Annotated in this window: 11 protein-coding genes and 2 pseudogenes; all 13 read right to left on the bottom strand. The window is 42.1% G+C overall.

The features are described 5' to 3' along the window. Window positions 1-2 precede the first annotated feature (2 nt). The gene (gene rpsA / locus LKM37_07300; protein ID MCI1720791.1) at window positions 3-1,955 is read right to left on the bottom strand and encodes a 30S ribosomal protein S1; all 1,953 of its coding nucleotides are present in this window, start codon (window positions 1,953-1,955) and stop codon (window positions 3-5) included. 143 nt (window positions 1,956-2,098) lie between these two features. Then, window positions 2,099-3,202 (bottom strand): annotated as a pseudogene (locus LKM37_07295) (YeiH family protein). After that, window positions 3,192-3,961, bottom strand: a pseudogene (locus LKM37_07290) (creatininase family protein). Before LKM37_07290 ends, LKM37_07295 begins: the two co-directional pseudogenes overlap by 11 nt. 25 nt (window positions 3,962-3,986) lie before the next feature. Beyond that, complete coding sequence (locus LKM37_07285) at window positions 3,987-4,160, bottom strand: hypothetical protein (GenBank protein ID MCI1720790.1); 174 nt, start codon at window positions 4,158-4,160, stop codon at window positions 3,987-3,989. 19 nt (window positions 4,161-4,179) lie between these two features. Then, the gene (locus LKM37_07280; GenBank protein ID MCI1720789.1) at window positions 4,180-4,749 is read right to left on the bottom strand and encodes a sugar isomerase domain-containing protein; all 570 of its coding nucleotides are present in this window, start codon (window positions 4,747-4,749) and stop codon (window positions 4,180-4,182) included. Between the two features lie 13 nt (window positions 4,750-4,762). Continuing rightward, on the bottom strand, window positions 4,763-6,058 hold the full coding sequence (locus LKM37_07275) for an MFS transporter (GenBank protein ID MCI1720788.1): 1,296 nt from the start codon (window positions 6,056-6,058) through the stop codon (window positions 4,763-4,765). Between the two features lie 62 nt (window positions 6,059-6,120). Next, window positions 6,121-6,714 carry a hypothetical protein gene (locus LKM37_07270; GenBank protein ID MCI1720787.1) on the bottom strand — a complete coding sequence of 198 codons (594 nt, stop codon included), beginning with the start codon at window positions 6,712-6,714 and terminating at the stop codon, window positions 6,121-6,123. A 55-nt stretch (window positions 6,715-6,769) separates the two neighbouring features. Continuing rightward, window positions 6,770-7,438, bottom strand: a complete 669-nt coding sequence (locus LKM37_07265; GenBank protein MCI1720786.1) for an MFS transporter — start codon at window positions 7,436-7,438, stop codon at window positions 6,770-6,772. A gap of 127 nt (window positions 7,439-7,565) precedes the next feature. Continuing rightward, the gene (locus LKM37_07260) at window positions 7,566-11,000 is read right to left on the bottom strand and encodes a glycosyltransferase (GenBank protein ID MCI1720785.1); all 3,435 of its coding nucleotides are present in this window, start codon (window positions 10,998-11,000) and stop codon (window positions 7,566-7,568) included. 1,702 nt (window positions 11,001-12,702) lie between these two features. Continuing rightward, window positions 12,703-14,853 (bottom strand): S9 family peptidase, encoded by a 2,151-nt coding sequence (locus LKM37_07255; GenBank protein ID MCI1720784.1) that lies wholly within the window; start codon window positions 14,851-14,853, stop codon window positions 12,703-12,705. 53 nt (window positions 14,854-14,906) lie between these two features. After that, on the bottom strand, window positions 14,907-15,875 hold the full coding sequence (locus LKM37_07250) for an ROK family protein (protein MCI1720783.1): 969 nt from the start codon (window positions 15,873-15,875) through the stop codon (window positions 14,907-14,909). A 52-nt stretch (window positions 15,876-15,927) separates the two neighbouring features. Next, on the bottom strand, window positions 15,928-16,890 hold the full coding sequence (locus LKM37_07245) for a magnesium and cobalt transport protein CorA (GenBank protein MCI1720782.1): 963 nt from the start codon (window positions 16,888-16,890) through the stop codon (window positions 15,928-15,930). A gap of 101 nt (window positions 16,891-16,991) precedes the next feature. Then, a complete protein-coding gene (locus LKM37_07240) occupies window positions 16,992-18,449 on the bottom strand; it encodes a sodium:solute symporter (GenBank protein MCI1720781.1) in 1,458 nt (485 codons plus the stop codon). Between the last annotated feature and the right edge of the window lie 18 nt (window positions 18,450-18,467).

Here is an 18,467-nt window from a genome sequence, read left to right as displayed (position 1 = left end):
ATCTATTCAGCTTTTTCTTCTTTCTTTTCAGCCTTTTCTGCTTTGGCCTCTTTATCCATTTCCTTCTTAAGATCTGCAAGCTCAGAGATATCGCCCAGCGTTGTCTTCTCAACGTTAGCCTTTACCTTCTTAACTGCCTTCTTAGTATTCTCTGATTCAGAAGCTTTTGCCTCAGCTACCGGTTTCTCGCCGTTAGCCTCTCTCTTCTTATCCTCAGCAATTCTGGAGTGAGAAAGAACAATCTTCTTTGCGCCCTTGTTGAACTCTATAACTTTGAAGTCCAGCTTCTCTTCTGCTTTTGCAGTAGTGCCGTCCTCTTTAACAAGTCCCTTAGCAGGTGCAAATCCCTCTATACCATATTCAAGTGCAACGGTTGCACCCTTCTCATTGAATGAAACAATTGTTCCGTTATGAACAGAACCAACTGTGAATATAGTCTCAAATGTGTCCCAAGGATTCTCCTCTAACTGCTTGTGGCCCAATGATAATCTTCTGTTGTCCTTATCAATTTCCAAAACTACAACCTCCAGCTGGTCTCCAAGAGCTGTAAACTCAGAAGGATGTTTAATCTTCTTAGTCCAAGACAAATCGCTTATATGTACAAGACCGTCAACACCTTCCTCAAGTTCTACAAATACTCCAAAGTTTGTAAAGTTTCTAACAATGGCAGTATGTTTGCTCCCGACAGGATATTTATCCATAATAGTTGCCCATGGATCAGCCTTTAGCTGTTTCATTCCAAGAGACATCTTATGCTCTTCTCTGTCTAGAGTGAGAACCTGTGCTTCAACCTCATCACCAAGCTTCAAGAAATCCTGGGCGCTTCTCAGGTGAGAAGACCATGACATCTCTGATACGTGGATAAGACCCTCAATACCAGGCTGAATCTCTACAAATGCGCCGTAATCCATAATGACTACAACCTTGCCCTTTACCTTATCTCCAACCTTCAAATTAGGATCCAAAGAATCCCAAGGATGAGGTGTAAGTTGCTTCAAACCAAGAGCAATTCTCTTCTTCTCCTCATCAAAATCAAGGATAACAACATTAATCTTCTGGTCTAGTTTAACAACCTCTTCCGGATTGTTGATTCTTCCCCAAGACAAATCTGTGATGTGGATAAGTCCGTCAACTCCGCCAAGGTCAACAAATACACCGTAAGAAGTGATATTCTTGACAGTTCCTTCCAGAACTTGTCCCTTCTCCAGCTTGCTGATAATCTGTGCTTTCTGTGCTTCAAGTTCTGCCTCAATCAAAGTCTTGTGAGACAAAACTACATTTCTGAATTCATGATTGATTTTAACAACCTTGAACTCCATTGTCTTATTGACAAATACATCATAGTCTCTGATTGGCTTAACATCTATCTGAGAACCAGGCAAGAATGCCTCAATTCCAAATACATCTACAATCATACCGCCCTTAGTACGGCACTTGATATATCCCTTAACAATCTCTCCCTTATCAAAGGCCTCATTAACTCTATCCCAAGATTTAAGAGAGCATGCTTTCTTATGTGATACTATTAACTTACCGTTCTTGTCCTCAACATTCTCAACGTAAACGTCTACTTTGTCTCCAACTTTAAGATCCGGATTATATCTAAACTCGCTTATTGAAATGACACCCTCGCTCTTGTAGCCGATGTTTACCATTACCTCTCTCTTTGTCATAGCGGTAACGGTTCCTTCAACAACTTCATTCTCAATAACTTTAGAGAATGTATTGTCATACTCTTTCTCTACTTCTTCTTTAGGTGCGCCGTAATCTGCAGCCTTCTCAAATTCATCCCAGTTGAACTTAGCAGGGTCAACTGAAACGTTGCTTTTTCTTTTTTTAGGTTGTGCGGAAGCATCTGCAACTTCCTCTTTGTAAGAATCTAATGATTCTTCTTTCTTGCGGACGGGAGCTTCTGTAGTCTCCTCATTTTCCACGATTGGTTTCTCTTTACTCATGATTAATTAAAAAATTAATTAGTTGTTAAACATTATTTGTAGTTCCGCTTTACGCGGAGGTCTATTCCTTTAAGCAACATTTGCCGCCTCTTAAGGAGCGGCAAATGTAAGGAAAATTAGACATTTAACAAAAATTTGGATGCCTAAAATAATGGCACAAAATACTTGGCAAGCAGATATCCGCCGCCAAGAAGCCAAATGTAAATTAACCCGGCCAGATAAAACGGTTTTGCCCCGGCCTGTTTAAACTTATCAAAACTAGTCTCTGCGCCCAACGCAGTCATTGCCATGGTAAGCAGGAATGTGTCAAAATTATTAATTCCGCCAATAAGCTGTCCCATAAATTTTTGAGGCAAGAAAGAGCAACTGTTTAAAAGAGAATTAAACAGGATAATTCCAATAAACCCAAATGCAAACCAAGGTATTGTTATTTTGCTTCTCTTCTTTGCGGTTTTATTATCTGATGTTGTTTTTGTCTCATTTTCAGTTTCACCCGGACCTTTTTTACGGGATAAGACCAGCCCCATAATCACTAGCACCGGAGCCAGCAGCATCACCCTAATCATCTTGGTTATTGTAGCCTGCCCTGCAATCATTAAGGAACCGTCGGGATCTACAGCATTGCCGGCACCAACTACGTGAGCTACCTCATGCAAAGTTGAGCCGGTATATATTGCCATCTGCTGTGGTGTAAGATGCAGTATTCCAGACCTGTACATTATAGGATAAATGAACATGGAAAGAGTGCCGAATATCACGACAGTTGTTACTGCGACCGCAGTCTTGTGCGGCTCGCATTTAACTATCGGCTCTGCGCCAAGAACGGCAGCAGCCCCGCAAATTGCACTTCCGGTTGAAGTCATCAAGGCTGTATCCGCATCCATCTTCAAAAGTTTCCCAAGCAAAATTCCGATAATAAATGTGCCTATGATGATTATAGTATCTGTCAGGAACGCGGGCCATCCAATCTGCAAAACCTCTTGGATTGTTAATCTAAATCCGTACAAGACAATGCCCGTGCGCAAAACTTGCTTAGTGCAAAATTTTTATTCCGGGGACCCATGTCTGCGGAATAAAATTACGTAAAACTGTTGGCATACAGCATTCCAAGGATGATACCAACTATAAGCGGACTTAAAGACAAGTCCTTTACCCATTGAAAATCTGCAATATAAAATGCCCGATAATGAGAATAATGCAATTAAAAGTATCCCGTGGAAAACGTTACCTCTTTTTTCACTTATCATAAAAATCTTTCTTTTTTGCAAAGTCAACAACAAATTTGACAATCTGAGGAAGTACAACTTTCATATAAGCAGCACCCTTGGCAGCAGTGGCTTTCTTGGGATTACCTACGCCTGTATCTTGCGTAGTCTTTGCCCAGTCGCTTGGCGCCCAGGCAACTTTTTTATTAAGCCCTTCTATTGCAAACCTCTTAAATTTGCCCTCTCCGGCCAGCTTCATCTCTACAAGCTCTGGGTAGTAATGAAGCATTACCGACGTCTCCCTGCTCTCCTGCATGGTCATCATCTTTCTCCTCAAAAAATCCGTCGCGAGGAATAAAGGCAAACCACTCATTGTGGCAGATTGTAAATGAAGGCTCCTCCATTGCAAGGTCTCTTATCATTCCCTTAAAGATATTGCCGCCATGCCCGCTCATTATGAGAAGCTTGTTAATTCCCTGATGTTTAAGAGAATTAACAACGTCTCGCAGCACGCACATTTGTGTCTGCTGTGTTGCATGAATGCAGAACGGGAGCTGTATTTGTCCGGGGTTCTGAGAACCCAGAGGAATGCCGGGCAACACCATTGCATTGACCCCCTGCTTGTGCCGCAGCCTCTGCAACTTCAAATGCAATTGCCTGAACGGTAAGCATATCCGTGCAATAAGGCAGATGCCTGTTGTGAGGCTCAGTTGAGCCCCAAGGCAAAATGGCCAGGTGGTACTGCTTCACTTTGGAAACATTGCCCCACTTGGCCGTTGTGATATCGTATTTTGAATACATTTGTATCTAGTTAATTTGCTTGAGGTTATACGCCTGCAACTCTCTTCTTGTACTCCGCAAGACAAGCATCAAGTCTCTCATGAGCCGTTGTATCACCTGGTACATTGTGAGAAGGATGTATGTACAAATGAACTCCTCTGTCTGCAAGAATTTCTGCAACAGTACACATTGTCATCCAGACAGTTGTAACAAATGCCATTGTAGAAAGAGGACCTATTTTATCCTGGGTGGTTCTTTAAATCTACAGATGCATCCTGCAGAGGGCAGCAAGAATCAACTACATAATCTGCAACCTGGAACAAATTCTTTCCGCTTGAGTGACGGCTTGGCTTATTGCCTGTGTCTCCGGCACTTCCGTAAGCGATAACTTTCATTCCTCTCTTCTGAGCCTCCAATGCAACCTCAATATTTACTGCGTTGATTCCTGTATGTGAGAAAATCCACAGCAAATCATTCTTGTTAAAATTCCAGCTGGACATGATTGCCTTTCCGTAGCCTTCCGCTCTCTCCAGCCACAGGAACTGATTGATACCCATCTCTCCAACAATATGCGTAAAGAAAGTAAGAGGAAGCTCGCACAGCGGATGAAATCCTACAAAGCCTCCAATTCTTGGATACATTTCTTCTATAGGAAGATTTGCATGTCCGCAGCCAAAGGTGTGAACCAAATGACCGCTCTGAAGACAGTCAGCCATAACACCTGCAACCTTCTTAATCTGCTCCATTTGGGTAGATTCAATTTTGTCCATAACGCCTATTGCGTTCTTTTTCCATTGATTTGCTAACATAATATATATTGTTTTAAAGTTTTATCCCTTTCTTTTGATTCTCCTCTTTTGTCTTCTCACACTTCTTTGCGGCAAGAGGAGCTATCGCGATTATAATGAGAATAAATACACCCATCACAATTGGGAAGAATTTAAACACTCCCGTAAAGATTGATTGCGTCGTAAACATTTTCCCAACAAAAAAGTTGCCAAGAAATTGCCCGCAAAGCGCTATAAAAATTGCAAGAGAGAACGCGGCGCCTGATTGCCTGCGGAATATTCCTCCAAGGTAATTGAGCATGACCGGATATGTTGCGCCAACTCCAAAACCAAGCAGTATCATTGAGGCATAAACAGCTGTTATTGAAGCAGGTAAGAATGACATCAAGATTGCGCCAACTACGCCTACAACCATATAAAAGTTGAGTACCATGATTGACTGCATCTTTTTCATAAGAGCGCCCAGCGCAAAACGGCCAGCCATCATTCCAATGGTAAACATTGTAAGTGAAAGAGTTGCAATGTTTGCCGCAAGTCCTCCCGGAATGGCAGTCAAAAATGAAGTAGTATAACTTCCGCTGGTTCCCTCCAGCGCACTCTGGAAAAACAAAACAGCAGCCACCAATACAAGAGCCGGATACTTAATGAATTTAAATGAGTTCCAGAAGTTTATCTCCTCCGCGGCACTCTTCACAGGCTTTCCTACAGAATTTGCAACAGCCTTAAGTTTTGCCTCCGGAAAAGTTGTACAGATAAAAAATATAATGAGAGCCGCCATGATAACAGAAAAGACTATCAGACAAAATTGATAGCCGTTAACAGCAACACCTGCAAATTTTACAAGAAGATCAGATGTGGCAAAACATGCAAGCGTCCAAAGCAGAGCGCCTATGCAGTAGCAAGCCCCCAGCACGCTCAATTTTGAGCCGCGGTGTTCGTCATCATAAATATCTGATACCAAAGCATTTGTCTCTCCGTTAAGGACTCCGCCTCCAAGACCTACAAGAAAAATGCTGACTCTTAGAAAATTCAAAACCACATTTTGCTGCAAGCCAAGATGAGCGCCCGCCGCAAGTCCAAGCAAGCCAAGCATAAGGAGAAAAGAGCTGATAATCAGCAGCCACTTATACCCAAAGCGGTCCATAACGGGGCCAAACAGAATAGTGCCTATTATTATCCCGACAGACATGATTGGAGGCAGTCCGATAGCCTCAGGCACAGCAACTTTCAAAGGGGGAAGAATTGCTCCCAAAGAGAGCATTGCAACTCCAAAATAGGCCATGCCGGCGCATGCCGCAAAATTCACCTTGCTCACGGAAAATGTTTTCATTTGCTTGCTTTTTAAGACGCCGGCAAATTTACTTTAATAATCTTGGTAAGGCAAATAAGTTTTTAGAGCTGAATGCCGTTATTATCATTGTATATGCGTGTCTTCTTGCAGCGTGCGACTGCAAAAGGAGCCATTAAAATAACAATAACAATTAGCACGCAAGGAACTATCGGGAATAAAATAAATGCGCTGTGATGTGCCGGATTTGCAAGAAAGACCTTGCCTATAAACAAATTAGCTACAAGCTGTCCGCACAGCGCTATGAAGATTGCAATTGAAAATGCTGACCCTGATTTTTTACGGAATACGCTTCCCAGATAGCCTAAAATAATTGGAGGAGTGGCGGCAATGCCAAAGCCAATCAAGGTCATGGCAATATATACGGCCGGAACAGACATTGGCCAAAGTATCAGCAATATACATCCTATAAATGCCAGCAGCAAATATACGTCCAAAGCAATAATATCTCTTAGCTTCTTGATAATCACCGGTATTGCAAACCTTCCCAGCATCATTCCAACAGTCATAAGAGTAAGAGAAAACAGCGCATGCTTTATATCCAAACCACCCTGAAACATTGTAATATAGGATGTTGTGAAGATTACGCTTACAGCCTCAAGCGCAGTCTGAAAGAAGAGCATTATTGCAACTATCACAAGTGCAGGATATTTAAGCAGGGCAAAGGATTTAAAAAATGCCGCAAAACCATTCTCATTGTTTCCGGTCTTGTATGTATCGGTCTTTGCAGGAACTGAAGTTTCCGACGATGTTTCTGAAGATGCTTCCGGCGATGTTTCTGAAGATGAAAGATGTTTCTACGGTATTAGAAGATGAATTTTTAGCCCCGGGAAATTTTGTACAGATAAAAAATATAACTGCCGCCCCCATAATTATTGCGCTGGCAATCAATGGAATCTTGTAGTTTTCAAACACATTGCAAGACAACGTCCAAAGTATGCACCCAACGCAATAGCTGCCTGCAAGAATACTCAGCTTGGTAGTGCGGTGAGCATCATCATTGATGTCTGAAACTATTGCTATTGTCTCTCCGTTAAGGATGCCTCCGCCAAAGCCAATCAAAAATATGCTAGCCCGCAAAACCCTAATATCCTCTGAGTAAGCCATGCCAATCAACCCGACAAGCAAGAAAAATGTAGCGCAGGTGAGCAGCCACTTATAGCCGTAGCGGTCCATTATGGGACCAAATAAAATAGTGCCTGTTATTATCCCGACGGATAACAATGGAGGCAATGCAAGCGCCTCTGGCAGAATCTTTTGCAGAGGAGGGAGGATTACTCCCAATGAAAGCATTGTCACACCAAAAAATGCGCAGCCTAAATAGGCAGCCAAGTTAACTCTCTGAACGGAGTAGTTTTTCATCTCTTTTATCAATACTTTTAAACCGGCAGCACAAGCTCCCATCCCATTACATGTGCAAAAAAAGCGCAGCAAAGGTATGGCTTTAAATTATAAGGTCAAAAATTGATTTGAGAAAAAAGAGAATATACTATGCCCCTATCTCCTTGACATTGCCGGTTCTCTTAAGAACGCCCCATGTTTGCAGCTCTCCTTTAATTGCCCTCTTATAGCTCTTAAAGAGAACAACATACATTATCCATCTGTAGCAGAAGCGTTGCGGAATAATCCAAAACAGAACCCAAAGTTTCTCTCTCTCAAATAGATATGCGGCAATAGATACGCTTGCATCAATTAGAGTAAATATCAAATAGTAAATAAATATTCTTCCGGCATTTCCGCTGAAAAGTCCTATAATCATAAACAAATCTGCAAGAGGAGAGAAAGTAGGAATGATAAACTGGAATACAAGCATATTAGGCAATGCCCACAATCCCAGGCCTTTGTGCTTGCGAGTCATTAACGCATCCCTGTTCTTCCAAAATGTCTGCATTATTCCAAAGCTCCAGCGTACTCTCTGGCGCATGAACTGGTCAATCTTCTCCGGAGCCTCTGTCATTGCCACGGCACGGTTCTCATTTTCAACAACATATCCTGCTCTTAAAATTCTGATTGTCAAATCGCAATCTTCTGCAAGAGTATCCGTGGTGAGTCCTCCGGCAGCCGCTATTGCGCTCTTTCGGAATCCCCCTATTGCGCCTGGAACAACTGTAATAGCGTTAATTGCGGCATAAGCGTTGCGGTCAAAATTTTGGCTGGTGGTATATTCAATAGCCTGCCATTTGGTAAGCATATTCAGCTGATTTCCAACCTTTACATTACCTGCAACCGCTCCAACTTTTTTCTCTTTATCACAAATAAAATGAGTCATCAAAAGAGAAACAGCATTGCTGTAAAGTTTAGTATCCGCGTCTATGCAAACCAGAAAATCTGCCGTAGTTTGCTCAATTCCAAAGTTTAAGGCAGATGCCTTGCCGCCGTTTGGCTTGGTGAATATTTTTATTTTTTTATTTCCCGATAGCGCATCACATACTCTCTTGTAAGTTTCGTCCTTGCTGCCATCGTCAACAAATATTATATCAAAGTTTGGATAATCCTGTTTTAGAAGGTTTTGCAAAGAGGAGACAGCATTCACTTCCTCATTGAAAGCAGGGACAATGATAGAAACTTTTGGAGCAGTGCCGGGCACTATCAACTGAGGATTCAGTTCGTTCCTTCTTCTCCTCTCCCTTAGTCTCTCCTTTGTTGTTAGAGCTATCATAAATACAAGGCGGCCAAGTCCGAGTATTATAAATATTATGAACAGCGCTGTCAGGAACTTTATAATTTCATACATGATAGTAACTGACGCCATGTTTGCCTGAATAGCGTAATACTCATTGCCCTTATCAACATTTGGCATCAGCTGGTCTTTGTTCTTATCCAAAATTTTATCCAGCGTAGTAAAGGTATATCCCTGTTTCTGAAAGTATTCTATTATTCTTGGCAGTGCCTTAATTGTCTCTTTTCTAGTCTCGCCGCCTGCATCATGCAGCAAAATAATATGTCCGTTTCCCTGCTTTACCTGTCTGACCACTCTGTTGAAAATAGTATCCGCCGTTATTCCCGGCTGCCAATCCTCCGGGTCTATAGATTCTCCAACATCAATGTAATTTTGTTTGCGCGCAAGTACCACCGGGATAAGCTCTTCCATGTTTGCCGGCTCGCTGTCCGCATTGTAAGGAGGACGGAATAAAATTGTGCTGTGTCCCGTTATGCACTCTATCAAAAGACGGGTAAGCTTTAATTCTGCAAAAGTTCTGTCGGGAGACTCCTTTGCAACATTTTTATGCGTAAATGTATGATTACCAAGAAGGTTCCCTTCTTCATAAATTCTTTTTACAATTGGAAGATTCCTCTCCGCCTGTAAACCGACTAGGAAAAATGCAGCATGTACATGATATTTCTTTAAGATATCCAGGATTTTAGGAGTCCATCTCTCATCCGGTCCGTCATCAAAAGTAATAAGCAGCTGCTTGTCTTCCGCCTCACCGTATTTTAAAATCTGAAAAGATGTTGGAATTTTAATATAGTTTTCCTCCGCAATCAGCTTATCCGCATTATCCATAACTATCTCAATCTTACCCCTTTGAGGAGTCTTCATAACATCCAGAATCTCGCCGTCTCCAAGATAGTTAATGCCGTTAAGCAACCTTACTTCTTCAAAAGATTTCTCCCCTTCATGTCCTAGAGGATTATCCTCCATATCCTTTGGATAGTATTTCCAAATCCTGTTATCCTCGCTTCCGAGACGCCACAATCCGAATCCCGCAATTCCATACTCGGCTCCGAAACGCATTACATTATAAGTAGTTGCAGCATCAGTAAAAAACACCTGATGCAAAAAACCACGCTCATCATCACAAGCGTAACTTAAGTTGTAGGTGTTATCATCAAAGTTAATTTTTGAATCGCTCTCCGCTGCTCTGGATAAAGCCTCCTGATAAGTTATGCTCACATTCCCATCCGGACCATTGCTCCAGTCATATCCAAATGCTGCCAAACCCAAGATTATCTTGTTGTTAGGTACTCCTTTTGCAAGATTATCCAATGCTGCTTCAATCCATTTCTGAGAACTTATTGGTCCGGGGTCGCTGGACATAGAGTATTCATCATACGCCATAAGTACCAGATAATCTTCATATTTGGCCAGCTCCTTAACATTATAATCAGTATTGAACGGCTCTATATCTTGGGATACCAACAAGTTATGACGATGAAATTCTGTCGTGAGCTTAATAACAAATTCCGTCAGATACTCATCCCTGCTCTCCTGAAGTTCCTCTATATCCAAATTAATTCCAACGAACTTATACTTTAGGCACTTTGCTACCAAGCTGTCTATAAGCACTTTCTGCTTGTGCGGATTATGCAGTATCCTCCCTATTGCAGATGCCCGGAACTCTTTGTTCACGTTGTTGCTGAACATTGGCATGATTGGCACACCGCTCTTTCTCATCAGACTAAGACCCTTGCGGTCTATGTTTGTTTTAAGTCCGTCAGTTAGAGTGTCAATGAAAAACCACTCCGGCATTACAAGGTTAAGATTGTGAATATTTCTCCGCAGAGAATTATAAGATTTAGGGTCCCATGCAACATAAAAACCTGCCCTTATTCCAGCGCTGCAATCTTGCCAGCTGTCTATGTATTTTTGCTGCAAAGTATCTCCAAAGCCGTGGAATCTCTTTAATTTAGAGAGTCTTGCAGCTTTCTCCTGCGCATAATTATGATGAAATTGCTTATCAGAAATGTAAGGTCTGAAACCGGAATATTCCTTGGAATACTTTGTTTCCTGCAAAAACGGCCGTGTTGCCAGCACCGCTTTTTTGTAATCCTGGTTAAACGGCAATGACGGAATGTGGTCAATGATAAACATCGCAATGAACACCGCAACCAGCAGAGCCACAGCAAAAAGAATCACTCTTGCGCTCCACTTGATTTTCCTCCACCTGGAGGGACTATCCGTCTGAAAAACCTGCTTAGCCATAACCAACAAGCTGCTTAATCACTACCCTAAAAGCTGCTTAATTATTGCCCCAAAAACCTCTTTATCATTACCCTAAAAACTTCACCTTCAGCACATACAAGATTCGCTACCAGCACATATAAGATTCGCTACCAGCACATATAAGATTCGCTACCAGCACATATAAGATTCACAATCAGCACATAAAGTTGCGAGGCCACTACATATAAAAACAACCGCAGCTAAAAATACGTTGCGGTTGCAAAAAGAGTGCTAGACGCACCTTAAACTTGTAAATTTTTAATGAACATTTCATTTCAGCTCGTTTCTTTTCGTTTCTTTTCGTTTCATTTCTTTCCATCTCGCTTCATCTCGTTTCATTTCATTTCATCTCGTTTCATCTCGTTTCATCTCGTTTCATTTCATCTCATCTCATCTCATTTCATCTCGTTTCATCTCGTTTCATCTCGTTTCATTTCATCTCATCTCATCTCATTTCATCTCGTTTCATCTCGTTTCGTTTCATCTCATCTCATCTCATTTCATCTCGTTTCAGCCAGCACAAAGAACGACACGGGTATCAAAGGACAGAAGTAATACCAGAAGTTGATTCAGATGCGTTCTGTGAAGGGATGCGTTAAGCTTACCCATAGGGGGCACTGTGTATCAATATGTTACAAAAGATTCCGATTTTAAAAAAGAGATGTTTTGTAACTACCTGACTATCAACATCACCCCAGACTACCCTATATCAGATAGTTACAAAGATGCAGGGTTGCAGGGTGCAGGGTTGAAGGGTTGAAGAGTTGAAGAGTTGAAGAGTTGAAGAGTTGCAAAGTTGAAGTTATGTCTTGCTCTGCAGCCATGAGGTTTTAGGCGCCATTGCCGCGCTGAACGAAGGTTGAAGAGGGTTGTCCGAAGATGCCCAGCGCTGCTGCTGAAAATTGCTCAAACCAATGGCATCTGAGTTCCCTCTTCAACCAAGTGCAGCCTAGGCAATAAGCCGTTAAAAAACCGTGGGCGCAAGCAAGAGCATAACAAAACTTTGCATGCTATGAGATTATCAAAAAAAGTTCTGTAGGCGGAACTGTGAATCAGATAGTTACAATTTGGCCGGTCTTACAGTTTCTGCCAAACTGTAAATCGTTGATACACAATGGCGATAGCAACACTTATATGATTAAGTCAGGTTAACAATGTGCTGAGATTGCATGCGCTAAGATTGCATGCTCGCGCTGTTCGCATGCAGAGCATTCCGCTAAGATTGCATGTGCCGCTTTGCGTCGCATGCAGAGCAATGCGCTACAAAGCAGCGCATTGCCTTGTGGTTCACGCGGCTACCGCCGCGGAAAGGCACGCTCCCTACGGTCGCGGACTCGCGGCACTGCCGCTCGTCTTGAGCACATCCGGTCGCGGGCCTGCGGCCATATAGATTTCAATCCGCGGCTACGCGGCTTTGCCGCTCCGCTGAAAGATTATTTTCCAAGCAAAGTTCAAGCGCGGGCTTGCAGCCTTTGGGACGGTACGGCATGGGCCTGCGGCCATGTGGTATAATGGACAAAAAAAACAGGCGGAAAGCGCCTGTTTTTTTTACTTTTTTTTTACCTCGTTTCAGAAACTTATTTCAGAAACTTATTTCAGAAACCTATTTCAGAAACTTATTTCAGAAACCTATTTCAGAAACTTATTTCAGAAACTTATTTCAGAAACCTGTTTCAGAAACTTATTTCAACCACTTATCCAGCCAGCTGAAGAAGGTGCGCTGCCAGAAGATGCCGTTCTGTGGTTTTAGAACCCAGTGGTTTTCATCGGGATAGATTAGGAATTCTGCTGGTACTCCGCGCATAATGGCGGCATTGAATGCGGCCTCGCCTTGTGAGTATAGGATTCTGTAATCCTTCTGGCTGTGGATGCAAAGGATTGGAGTGTCCCATTTATCTACGTATAGATGAGGAGAATGCGCATAAGTGTTCTGCGCAACTTTATTCTCTTTATCCCAGAATGCGCCGCCCAAATCCCAGTTGGCAAACCACATCTCTTCTGTCTCTGCATACTGCTGCTGCTCATTAAATATACCGTCGTGAGCTATAAAAGCCTTAAACCTCTTGTTGTGGTTGCCGGCAAGCCAATAAACTGAGTAGCCTCCAAAGCTAGCACCGACACAGCCAAGACGGTCTTTATCAACGTATTGCTCATTGCATGCATCATCAATTGCAGTAAGGTAATCCTTCATGCACTGGCCCGCATAATCTCCGCTGATTTCCTCCAGCCACTCCTGGCCAAATCCAGGAAGACCGCGGCGGTTTGGAGCAACTATGATATAGCCATTTGCAGCCATCATCTGGAAATTCCATCTGTAGCTCCAGAACTGACTGACAGGACTCTGAGGTCCGCCTTCACAGTAAAGCAAAGTAGGATACTTCTTATTAGCGTCAAAATGAGGAGGATAGATAACCCAGCAAAGCATGTCTTTACCGTCAGTTGTCTTTACCCATCTCTCTTTTACATCCCCAAGCGTAATCTGGTCAAGGATAGATTTGTTCTCCTGAGTAATCTGTTTAACCTCTTTAGTTTTCAGATTGACAGTATAAATATCATCAGGCACGCTCATGCTGTGGCGCTTGGCTATCAGGTTCTTGCCTATCATCGCTACTGAACCGTAATCATGTTGTCCCTCTGTAAGTTTCTTAACATCACCCTTTAGATTGGTGCTGTAAAGCTGAGTGGTACCATGCCATGTGCCTACAAAATATAATTGTTTGCCGTCCGGATTCCAGCAATAATCATCCACATTTGAATCAAAAGATTCAGTTACATAAACTTTTTTACCGGTCGCAAAATCCTTAACACACAAGCGATTGCGGTCGCTCTCATAACCGTCTCTCTCCATGCTCTGCCATGCAATGTACTTTCCGTCGGGACTATATTTTGGATTAATATCATAACCCATATTCAAATCTCCCTCTTGATGATTGATGCTCTGGTGTTGCAATGACTCATCATATTTTATTGCAGGATCCTTGTAACCATCAGGTTTGCAAAGATTTACCGTTTTGCCGGTAGCAACATTATATTCATAAATATCTGAATCTGTAGAGGTTGCATAATCACGCCCAGTCTTTTTGCGGCAAGTATAGGCGATCTTATTTCCGTCAGGGCTCCACGCCAATTGTTCAATTCCGCCAAAAGGTTTGCCGGGACATTCATAAGGTTCTCCCTCCATAATATCCTTAACATCAGACAATTTACCGTCATTAACATTTGCAACAAAAGGATGAGGAATAGTCTCAACCCACTCATCCCAATGTTTATGCATCAAGTCAACTACAAGCATTCCGGAAGATTTTGGAAGGTCCTTGTACATTTCCCCTGCTTTCTTTACAGAACCGTCATAAGGAATCTGCGCAACAAACAAAACTTTGGAACCATCGGGAGAAAAAATAAAACCCTCAATGTCTTTATCGTCACCGACAGTTTTGTTATCAGATACCGCAAGCATCTTTCTGTCAGAGCCATCCGCGTTCATTGTCCAAATTCTGCTGCTTCCGTTTTCTGAACATAAAAAGGCAATTCTCTTGCCTCCATCTATCCAGGCGCAATCGCTCTCGCTCTTTGCTGACTTTGTAAGCATCTTATTATCAGAACCATCAGCGTTCATAGTATAAATGACGCTGTGACTCTTGTTCTCTTTTACACTATAATAAGAGACAGTGTAAACAATTTTGCTCCCGTCGGGAGAGACATCCAGGCCTCCGATTCTACCCATTGCCCACAGAGCTTCAGGTGTAAGAACTCCGCCCTTTACCTCTATATTCTGCTTGCCTATAAACACCTGCGCTTCAGCTTTTTGCGCAGAAGCACCGACAGCAGTCATAAGTAATGCACCCATTATTAATCCTAATTTCATAAAAATTATATTGTTTAAGTTTATACAAATTCTTTTCCAAGAACTAGATATGCGGCGCCCAATAAAGCCGCATCGCTCTGAACCTCAGTGGCGCAGAACTTAACGCTCTTCATGGAGATTGGCTGCCCCCATTTGCAGGCCTCTTTGTAAATCTCCGGAATGAACTGAACAGCAGGTCCAAACACGCCGCCGCCAAAAATAATTTTCTGCGGGTCAAACAAACTTACAAGATTTGCCGCCCCCATTCCCCACATCTGAACCGCTTTATTCAGCACTTTAACAGCCACGGGATCAGCAGGATATGAGGCAAACACATCATGTGAAGTAACCGTTTCAACAGGCTTGTCCCTTAGCGCGCTTTTTGTTTCAGTGAATTTTTGTATCCCGACAGATTTTTTTAGAGCCACCAGTTCTTTACGCGCCTGATAGCCAATTCCATTTCCGCTTGCGTAAGTCTCAAAACATCCGCATTGGTCAAACTCCTTATTATAAGGTGGTTCCAAAGCCATCCATCCGGTAGCTCCAACCACATCATTAGAACCGTGGATAACTCTTCCGTCCAAAAGAATACCCGCCCCTATTCCGGTTCCAACTGCAAGATAAATTGCATTATCGCAATCCTTTGCCGCCCCTTTCCATTTTTCACCCAGGATATAGCAAGTTCTGTCACTCTCTATCGCGATGCTTATATCCTTATCTGAAAGAGCCTCTCTGACATATTTTTTAAGAGGAAAATTTTCCCATCCAGGAATATTTGGCGCCCATACGGTCTCTTTTTTGGAGTATACAATTCCTGGAATGCAAATGCCTGCGCCGGTAATTGAATACACAGGTATCAGTTGTTTAATAACGTCTGCAATAAGTTCACCTACAGCACTTCCCGTACGACCCTCCAAAAGGCGCATATCTCTTTTTTGCAAGTTGCCAAACTCATCAAAAACAGCAGCGGAAACTTTTGTTCCGCCCAAATCAATACCAATTACACCCATAGCTACACTTTGGTCTTAAAATTACTGAGGATAAAGTTACTCAAAAAACCGCCTATTTGGTAATTCTTCTGTGGCGGAATAGAATAGAGGCAACAAGAACAGACAACAGCATGATAAATAGAATCATGCAAAAATCAGCCAGCCTAAAGTTTTCTCCAAAGATTGGAAGATTCACGTTCATTCCAAAAATACCGGAAATTAAAGTCGGCGGCATAAACAGCAATGAAACAAACGTAAGAATTCTCATGATTTTATTCTGTTCCAAATTGATTAGACCAAGCACCGTATTTTGCAGATACTCAAGCCTTTCAAAATTGAAATTTGTGTGGTTAAGCAAGGATACAATATCGTTTACAAGGACCTCCAGACGTGGACGAATATCGCTTGGGAACTTATCGCTTCTTAGAACCGCGGTAACAATTCTTTGCTTGTCAACAATGTTCTCTCTAACCATCATTGTGTTCTCCTGCATCTGGTTGATATCCAACAGGAAATCCTCATTTACTTTTGCCCCCACATTTACATTTTGCCCGTACTTCTCAATCTCTTTTGCCATCACCTCAATCATATCCGCATCCAAATCTACCCTGTTCTCCATGATTGCCACAAAGATGTGATAGCCTGTAGGATACAGCTTGTAAGAATTCACCATTCTTCTTTGAAATTCCGTGAATGTTCTAAGCGGCGCCTGTCTTGTTGTAACAAGCACGCCCTCAGAGACTACAAAAGAGACAGATTCCTCAGAATAACTGTCGGGACCCGGAGATATAAAGTCTGTATTTGCAAAAATTGCCGTGTCTGTTTCCGAATAGCGGGATGAGCTTTCAATCTCCTCCGCCTGTGCACGGCTCTGAAGTGTTGTTTCTAGAAATTCCTCAACTGATTTAGTTTCAACTGCGCTAGGTTCATACAAATCTATCCATAGGACATCATCAAACCCCAGATTTTCCGTCAGTTCCTTAACATCTGACGTGGTTGCAATCTGCCCCTTAGATTTGTAAAAAACCTGAATCATAATCCGGCCTCCTTTGTTATGATTAGCGTGTTGTTCATTTTCAGTGTATTGATGGCGTTAGGCCAACGCCGCAAAAGTATTAAAATTCTTTTAAAAGTGTGCTATGCCTTTGCCGGTTTTTTGACAAACATGGCAAGGCCTGCAAAAGTAAGCAGAGCGCATACAACTATCAGCGCAAAGCCAAAATCAAATACCATTGTTTGCAGAAAGTAGCAAATCACTGGTGATAAGATACATACATAAGGCACCGCCTTGTCCGCAATATGCTTCTTTGTCAAAATTCCAAACATAAACAATCCAAGAAGAGGTCCATAAGTATATGATGCAATGGTATATACCATGTTTATGACCGCATCGTTCTTTAATATGTTAAATGCAATTATCAGCAGAACAAAGAGAACGGCCATAATAATGTTCACAATCTGGCGAACCTGTTTCTTCTTTTTATCATCCCAATTTCTCTTCTCCATATCTACAATGTCTATGCAGGTAGATGTGGTAAGAGATGTAATTGCATTTGCACAGGTTGGGTAAGCGGCTGATATCAAGCCCACAAAGAAGATAACTCCAACAACCGGCTTTAAATTAAATGCAACTATCGGGAATATTTTATCAGCCTCAACTTTGCCGGCAGAATTAGTTGCAAGCGCCAGCAAGTCGGGATGATTTTGGATAAAAATTGCCAGCACCGCGCCAAGAGCAAGGAAAAGAATATTCATAACTATCATCATCCCGATAGATGTCATAATGTTCTTTTGAGATTCATGTATATTCTTGCAGCTCAGATTTTTCTGCATCATTGCCTGATCCAGTCCCGTCATTGCTATGGGGATTACAAGACCGCTTAAAAATCTCTTAAACCAATTTGTTTTGGATACCCAGTCTGTGTCAAAAATATTTGAATAATTTGAAGCGTGAACATTAGAAATCATATCGGAGAAATTCCAGTTCATGCCTCTGCAAATAAATATCAATGAGACTACTACGGCAATTATCATAAATGTTGTCTGAATCATGTCTGTCCAGATAATTGTCTTTACTCCTCCCTTCATTGTGTACAAAATTGCCAGCAGCACAAAGACTACAGCGGCAACCCAGAACGGAATATGAAGAGGCTCCAAAACAAAATTGTACAGTACAAATACCACAAGAAAAGTTCTGACTGTTGCTCCCAACAATCTGGAAATGATGAAGAAAGAGGCTCCTGTTTTATAACTGTAATTGCCGAATCTTTTATCAAGGTAAGTGTAAATGGAGGTAAGATTCATCTTGTAATAAAGCGGCACAAGGACACCTGCAATTATTGCATATCCGCCTATCATTCCAATGAGCATCGGGAGATAATAAAACTTCTCATTGAAAACATTTCCGGGAACGCTCATAAAAGAGACTCCGCTCAAAGATGCTCCAATCATTCCGTAAGCAACTAAGAACCAGTTAGATTTGCGGTTGCCCGTGAAATATGAATTATTATCTGCCTTTCTGGATGTCAAAAAAGCAATTGCAAATAGCAAAATGGTATAAACCAAAAATGTAATCAGGAGGATAGTAGAATTCATATTGATAGCCCTTAATTT

This window comes from Bacteroidales bacterium, assembly GCA_022647615.1.
In the GTDB taxonomy this organism is placed as follows: Bacteria; Bacteroidota; Bacteroidia; order Bacteroidales; family UBA932; genus Egerieousia.
The sequence above is the reverse complement of the archived record's forward strand: the minus strand, read 5'-3'. Positions and strand labels throughout refer to the sequence as shown.